The following is a 6,821-nucleotide window of genomic DNA, read 5'->3' as shown; positions in this document are numbered from 1 at the left end:
GGGTAGGGATGCCCGGGTGCGGGGTCGAACACGGCGCGCGCTCCTGAATTCGGGGTAGTCGGGGGCAGGAGAGGAAGCCTAGGGCCACGACCGGGGTACCCATCGCTCGGAGCACCGCAGCACGTCAGCACCAGCAGAGAAGGAGCACCAGCCATGGCGAAGAAGGCCGATTCGGGCGATGTCGTAGAACTGATCCTCCAGGACCACCGGCGGATGGAGGAGCTGTTCCGCCGGATGCGCAGCGTGGAGGCGGAACGTGCGACGGCCCTGCACGAGTTCTCCGGTCTGCTCATCGCGCACGCCCTCGCCGAGGAGGCCGAGGTCTACCCCTCGCTCAAGCGCTACCGGGACATCGAGAACGACGAGGTCGACCACGGCGTCGAGGAGCACGAGGAGGGCAATGAGGCACTCCTCGCGCTTCTGAAGGTCGACGACGTGGGCTCCGACGACTGGGACGAGAAGCTGGAGAAGCTCGTCGAGGCGGTGACCCACCACCTCGACGAGGAGGAGCGGACGATCCTCAACGGCGCGCGCGAGAACGTCGCGATGGAGCGCCGCGAGGAGCTGGGCGCCGCCTTCGCGCGGGAGCGCGCCAAGCAGCTCGACGCCGACTGCGGGCGGATCGAGAACGTCCGCCGCATCGTGAAATCCTGAACGCCCCCCTGGCCGCCCGGCCGGACGCGGGCGGCCCCTTTCAGGTCAGGGAGCGCAGGACGTCCTCCGTGCGCGCCCGCAGCCAGGCCGTCATGCTGCCCAGTTCACCGGAGCGTTCCATGCGCACCGAGAACGCCACCGCCGCCTGGAGCGCCCCGACGGAGACCGGCACGGCCGCGGAGGCGTAGCCGATCGCCAGCTCCTGCAACTCCACCACCGGCGAGAACGGCGGGATACGGGCCAGCCTGGTGAGGGCGGTCGCGGTGTCGGGCGCCGTGTAGGGGGTGAGCCGCTCGACCGGGTGGCGCGCGAGGTGGGCCCGCTGCTGCTCCTCACTCAGCCGGGCGAGGAGGCTCTGCCCCGCGGCGTGCGCGTAGGCGGTGGCGGAGAGCCGCTCCGGGTCGGCGGGCAGTCCGCAGAGCGGGTGCCAGGAGACGGCGGTGACCTCCACGTCGCCCGCCCGGTGCACCGCGAGGTAGGTCACGGTGTGCAGATCCCGGCCGAGACCGTCGAGCCAGGTCTGCACGAACTCCCTGCGCGGGGCGGACGTGGTGATGGGAGGGGGCAGGAGGTAGTGCCCGTACTCGTTGAACACCGCCCCTTCGTGCTGGAGCGTGCGCAGCAGGTGGTACGTGGTGGCCAGCGGGAGCCGGGTGTCGCGGGCCAACTGCTTGGCCGTCGCCCGGCCCCCGTGGTGTTCGAGCGCCGAGAGCAGCCGCAGGGCGCGCTGGACCGAACCGATGAGCGTGGGTCCGCCGGCGGACTTCCGCGTCGAGTCCTGCAAGATCTCTCCTCGGGATTGTCCCGGGCACCGGCCCGGTGAGGATCTTGGAAGTGGATCGCGATACGGCCGATGGCCCTAGCGGAACGCGGTGAGCCTCGCCCGTAGCCGCGCGAGGGTGCGGGTCAGGATGCGGGAGACGTGCATCTGGGAGATGCCGAGCGCCTCGCCGATGGCGCTCTGCGTCATCTCCGCCGAGTACCGCATCGCCAGGATGTGCCGGTCGCGGTCGGGGAGTTCGGCGATGAGCGGCTTGAGCGCGTGCAGGTCCTCCACCTTTTCGAGACCGGCGTCCGGGCGGCCGAGGTGGTCGGAGAACGCGCCCTCGAAGTCGACCGGCTGGTCCAGGGAGGTGCTGGAGTAGCCGTTGGCGGCGAGCAGCCCCTCGGTCACCGTCTCCTCGTCCAGGCCGAGGCGGCGGGCGATCTCGGCGGGGGTCGGTGCCCGGCCGTGCTCCTGTTCGAGCTGGGCCGTGGCCCTGGTCAGGTCGGCGCGGAGCTCCTGGAGGCGGCGCGGGACGTGCACGGCCCAGGTCGCGTCGCGGAAGTACCGCTTGATCTCCCCCATGACGGTCGGCATGGCGAAGGTCGGGAACTCGATGCCGCGTCCCGGGTCGAACCGGTTGATCGCCTTGATGAGCCCGATGGTGCCGACCTGCACGACGTCCTCGTACGACTCGCCGCGCACTCCCACCCGCCGCACCGCGTGGCGCACCAGGGCGAGGTTCAGCTCGACCAGGGAGTTGCGCACGTAGGAGTAGGCGGGGGTGCCCTCCTGAAGGGACGCGAGCCGTGTGAAGAGGACCTTGGACAGCGCCTTGGCGTCGGCGCCGTCCACCGACGCGGGGTCCGGCAGGTCCGGCAGCCGCGCCGCCCCGTCCGTGCGCGGGCGGGGCGTCTCCCGTGCGGCGCGGACCCTGCCACCGGGGCCCGCGCCGGTCGTTGTCGTCATCCTCACTCCTGAGGCCGTCCAGGACACTTCCCTGGCAAGGAAGCACGTCGTGGACTGCCGAGTACCCCCGGACGTCCGTCACATGCCCGCGAATATCACCCTGGGTGAGAGGCCGGTCACGCTTCGCGCGCCGGGGCCACGGGCGGCCAGACCGGGCGGTGCGACTCCGGCAGCTCGCACAGGGCGAGCCCGACGGTCCGGTGACTGGGGATCAGTTCGGCGCTGCCGGTCTTGGACAGGAGCTCGGTCAGCCGCCGCCCCGCGCCTGCGAGGAGCAGCTTGCCGCCCCTGCGCTGGAGCAGCCACCGCATGGCGAGCAGGCAGTTGAGGCCCCGTGAGTCGCAGAACGACAGGGCGGTGGTGTCCAGGATCAGATGCCGGTGCCCCGCGTCGACACAGGCGCCGAGCGTGCCCATGAAGAACTCCTCGCCGCCCCGGTCGAGTTCGCCGGTGACCCGCAGCACCGCGCAGTCCTCGCAGCTCGCGAGAGGCGTGATGATCAGACGGTGCGCCTGCGTGGACACGGCGCCTCCCTACTCCCCGCGGCGCCTCACCGCGCTCGCGGTGTCCGGTGTCGGCCACTCCTACGGGGGATTGTGCCCCGCATCCCGCCGGGCATCGGGGCGTTCGCCCTTTCTCGCCGCACACCGGTCAGGGTTGCCCGCAGCGGTCCGGGACGCCCGCACGGGTCGCTCGGGGCACCGGGGCACCCTCCGGCAGAGGAGCCCCAACAGCGCTGCGCGCAGGCGTTGTTCGCAGCTGAACGATGCCGCCGTTCGAATGTTCCGGCGGCTGCCGAGGCTAGGCTTGTGCGGTCATCGGCCCGAGGACCGCGAGAAGTCCGGGGGCGCAGCGGTGGAAGGGGAGCGCGTGGACGGCGGCACGGTAGGGCTGCGCATCGCCTCGGCGGTGATCGCCCCGCTGCTCAAACGGTTGCTGCTGCCGCCCGCGAAGGCGCCGGGCGCGGAGTTCGGGGACCGGCCGGTGCCGGTCGGACGCCTCATGGCCTTCTCCCGTGAGCACCGCACCCTCACCGAGGACGACCTGCACCGCGTCGCGCGCGAGCTGGTGCGCCGGGCGGTGCGCTCGGCGGGACCGTACGACCCGCCGGTCGGCGCCGACGAGAAGGACGCCGTCGGCCTCGCCCTGACCCGTACGCTGTACGCGCTCGGCGACCTCGACATGAGTGACGTACAGGCCTTCGCGCTCGGCCCCGAGCGGCTCGCCGAGGAGCTGTCGCGGCGGGCGGGGCCCGAGACCCGCAGGCTGCTCAGCGACGACGCCGCCCGTTTCCACGACCGGCTCCTGGAGACGGCCTGCGTGCACGTGGTGCGGTTCTTCAGCGAGCAGCCCGGCTTCGCCGCCCGCACCCAGATCGAGCAGAGCCGGGAGATCCGCGAGCAGAGCGAGCGTCTGGAGCGGATTCTGGAGCGCCTTCCCGACATCTCGGCGCAGGACGCCCGCTTCGAGGAGGAGTACGCGCGCTACGTGGTGCGCAGCCACGGCAGACTGACCATCCACGGCGTCGACCTGCGCGAACCCGAGGGCCAGGAGTGGCCGCTCGAAAGCGCCTACCTCAGCCTGGAGGCCGTTGCCTACCGGGGACCGGGCGAGGGCGCGGCGACGGCCGACGGCGAGTCCGGCACGGACACGGACGCCGACCGCGACTCCCCCGAGCGCGCGGCCGCTCCGGTGGAGGCCGCTCCGGTGGAGGCCGTCCTCGCCACCCATGACCGGGTCCTGCTGCGCGGCGTCGCGGGGACCGGCAAGACCACGCTCGTGCAGTGGCTGGCCCTGACCACCGCGCGGCAGGACCGGGTGCCCGGCGGCCTGTCCCAGCTCGTGGGCCGCGTGCCGTTCGTGATGCCGCTGCGCGCCCTGACCCGCAAGGGCGCCGAACTGCCCCTGCCGCAGGACTTCCTGCGCTGGATCGACTGCCCCCTGGTCGGCACGGAACCGGACGGCTGGGCGGCGCGGGTGCTGCGGCACGGCCGCGCGGTGATGCTCATCGACGGCGCGGACGAGATCCCGAGAAGCGAGCGCAACCGGGTCAAGGCCTGGCTGAAGAAGCTCCTCGCGGTCTTTCCCGGCAATCTGTGGCTGCTGACCTCGCGCCCCTCCGCCCTGGAACAGGGCTGGCTGGAGCGCGAGGGCTTCCGGGAGTTCGCGCTCGGCGAGATGCGCCCCGCCGACATGCGGCGCTTCATCGACCGCTGGCACTCGGCCGCCGGGGCGCCCGCCCGGCTCGGCGAGTCCCTGACGCTCGCCCTGCGCAGCAGGCCCGAGCTGAGCCGCCTGGCGACGAACCCGCTGATGTGCGGACTCATCTGCGCCCTGCACCGGGAGCGCCGGGGCTTCCTGCCCCGGGGCCGTGCCTCGCTCTACGAGGCGGCCCTCGCGATGCTCCTCGAACGGCGGGACGTGGAGCGCGAGGTCTACGGCAGCGGCAGCGGCACCCCGCAGCTCGACCAGAAGTCCGCCACGGAGCCGCTGCGGCGCCTGGCCTACTGGCTGATCCGCAACGAACGCACCCAGCTCGACCGGGCGGACGCGGTCGACGTCGTACGCCGCCTGATGCCGTCGGTGGAACGCCTGACGGAGCTGGGCGAGGCCGAGGACGTCCTCCAGCTCCTGCTCGAACGCTCGGGACTGCTCCGTGAACCGGCCCCGGGAGCCGTCGACTTCATCCACCGCACCTTCCAGGACTTCCTTGGCGCCCAGGCCGTCCTTGAGGAGCGGGACATGGGGATGCTGGTCAACAACGCCCACCTGGAGCAGTGGGAGGACGTCGTGCAGATGGTCGTCGCCCAGGCCCGCCACCACGAGCGGGGCGAGCTGCTCACCCGGCTGCGCGAGCGGGGCGAGCGGGAGAAGGACCCGGCCGTCCAGGCCCGGCTGCGGCTGCTCGCGCTCGCCTCCCTGGAGCAGGCCACCAGCGTGGCACCGGCCGTGCGCGAGGCGATCGAGAGCCAGGCGGCGCGGCTCGTGCCGCCGCGCAGCCTGCGCGAGGCCAGGGCGCTGGCCCGGACGGGCCCGCTGCTCTTCGGTCTGCTGCCGGACGCGGACGCCGTGACGGGCGACGAGGAGCTGGCGACCGTGCACGCGATCTGCCGGATCGGCGGGGACGCCGCCATCCCCCGGCTGCGGCAGTTCCTGCACACGGGCCAGCCCGCCGTACGGGCGCAACTGCTCCACCACTGGGACCGTTTCGACACCGCCACCTACGCCGAGGAGATCGTCGGACCGCTTCTGGAGATCGCGCCGGACGACCGGGTCACCGTACGCTCGCGCGACCAGCTCGAAGCGCTCGGACCGGTGCGCAGCTGTCGGCGCGTCAGCCTTCAGGGTGACTTCTCCGCCGCCGACATCCGCTCCGCGCTCGACCCCGGAAAGCTGCGGGAACTGGTGTTGCGCGACGCGCTCTCCCTGGACTCCCTCGACGTCCTCGACGGCTTCGGCGAGCTGGAGTCCCTCGGGCTGCGCGGGTGCCGCAACATCCAGGACCCCGCGCCGCTCACCCGCCTGCCCAGGCTGCTCCGCCTGGAACTGCGGGACCTGCCGCGCTTCGAGCCGCTGCACGCGCTCGCGGTGTGCCCACGGCTCGACACGCTGCTCATCGGCGCGGACGTCCCCTGGCGCGGCCTCGCCGACCTGCCGCGCCCGGACCGGCTGCGGGTCCTCGCGCTGCCGCCGACCGCGACGCGCCTGGCCGGCATCGTGGCCTGCCGCGACCTGCGGGAGCTGCGTCTTCAGGAGGCCAGCGAGCGGCTCGCGCCCGACTCCTGGGGAGCCCTGCTCGGCGAGCTGGCCGGGCTGCGCACCCTCGCGCTGACCGCGGCGCAGCTCAGCGCCCTGCTGTTCGCGCCGCGCACCCGGCTGCCCCAGGTGACCCGCCTGAACGTGCACGCGGGGCCGGGCACCGCCGTGCCGCTGCGCAAGATCGCCCTGCGGCTGCCGGGTCTGGAAGAGGTCCACATCGCCGAGGCCGCCGACGTCGACCTGGCCTCGCTCGCCCCGCTGCCCGCGCTGCGCAAGGTCCGCCTGACCTACCCGGGCGACGTGCACGGCGTCGAGGCGCTGCCCGGCCACGTCGAGCTCTCCCGCTACCCGCAGGCCTGATCAACGGACTGGAAACGGCCTGTAGCGCACGGTAAGTTCGTTGCCTCCAGGCACGGTTGACAACGGGAGCGGCACCACGGAGGCGGGATCCAGTCGGATGAGCAGAGCGGAAGGCACGCCGCTGTACGGCAGGGACCCTCTCCTGCGCGCGCTCGTCCCCCGGCTCACCGGCCTGAAGTACGACGAACGCGCCCGCACGTCACGGGAGTTCCAGCACGACCTGCCCGTCGTCCTGGTGACCGGCAGGCACGGCATGGGCCGCACGGCCCTCCTGCGGGAGCTGGCGGCGCACTACCGCAACCGGCTCCCCCTCGCC

General features: G+C 73.0%; 5 protein-coding genes and 1 pseudogene. 3 read left to right on the top strand and 3 right to left on the bottom strand.

Translation table 11 applies throughout. The annotated features are described in order from the left end of the window. The first annotated feature begins 153 nt into the window (after positions 1-153). Positions 154-654 (top strand): hemerythrin domain-containing protein, encoded by a 501-nt coding sequence (locus tag AB8Z36_RS25355; protein WP_369215690.1) that lies wholly within the window; start codon positions 154-156, stop codon positions 652-654. Positions 655-694: 40 nt separating this feature from the next. Here AB8Z36_RS25355 and AB8Z36_RS25350 read toward each other — a convergent pair whose 3' ends face one another. The 3 genes from AB8Z36_RS25350 to AB8Z36_RS25340 all read right to left on the bottom strand — a co-directional run bounded on the left by AB8Z36_RS25350 (position 695) and on the right by AB8Z36_RS25340 (position 2,910). Then, the gene (locus AB8Z36_RS25350) at positions 695-1,438 is read right to left on the bottom strand and encodes a helix-turn-helix domain-containing protein (protein ID WP_369215689.1); all 744 of its coding nucleotides are present in this window, start codon (positions 1,436-1,438) and stop codon (positions 695-697) included. 75 nt (positions 1,439-1,513) lie between these two features. Then, the gene (locus tag AB8Z36_RS25345) at positions 1,514-2,386 is read right to left on the bottom strand and encodes a SigB/SigF/SigG family RNA polymerase sigma factor (RefSeq protein ID WP_369215688.1); all 873 of its coding nucleotides are present in this window, start codon (positions 2,384-2,386) and stop codon (positions 1,514-1,516) included. A 116-nt stretch (positions 2,387-2,502) separates the two neighbouring features. Next, on the bottom strand, positions 2,503-2,910 hold the full coding sequence (locus AB8Z36_RS25340; protein ID WP_369215687.1) for an STAS domain-containing protein: 408 nt from the start codon (positions 2,908-2,910) through the stop codon (positions 2,503-2,505). 346 nt (positions 2,911-3,256) lie between these two features. On the opposite strand from AB8Z36_RS25340, the gene AB8Z36_RS25335 reads away from it, so the two are divergent. Both AB8Z36_RS25335 and AB8Z36_RS25330 read left to right on the top strand, forming a co-directional pair. Continuing rightward, on the top strand, positions 3,257-6,505 hold the full coding sequence (locus AB8Z36_RS25335) for an NACHT domain-containing protein (RefSeq protein WP_369215686.1): 3,249 nt from the start codon (positions 3,257-3,259) through the stop codon (positions 6,503-6,505). 97 nt (positions 6,506-6,602) lie between these two features. Continuing rightward, positions 6,603-6,821 (top strand): annotated as a pseudogene (locus AB8Z36_RS25330) (ATP-binding protein); the annotation flags it as partial.

The sequence above is a fragment of the Streptomyces flavofungini genome, assembly GCF_041028215.1.
In the GTDB taxonomy this organism is placed as follows: Bacteria; Actinomycetota; Actinomycetes; order Streptomycetales; family Streptomycetaceae; genus Streptomyces; species Streptomyces flavofungini_B.
The sequence above is the reverse complement of the archived record's forward strand: the minus strand, read 5'-3'. Positions and strand labels throughout refer to the sequence as shown.

What these genes read in the sequence shown, in the direction of transcription:
- AB8Z36_RS25355 (WP_369215690.1), top strand. Translation starts at nt 154, where the DNA reads ATGGCGAAGAAGGCCGATTCGGGCGATGTCGTAGAACTGATCCTCCAG.
- AB8Z36_RS25345 (WP_369215688.1), bottom strand. Translation starts at nt 2,386, where the DNA reads ATGACGACAACGACCGGCGCGGGCCCCGGTGGCAGGGTCCGCGCCGCA.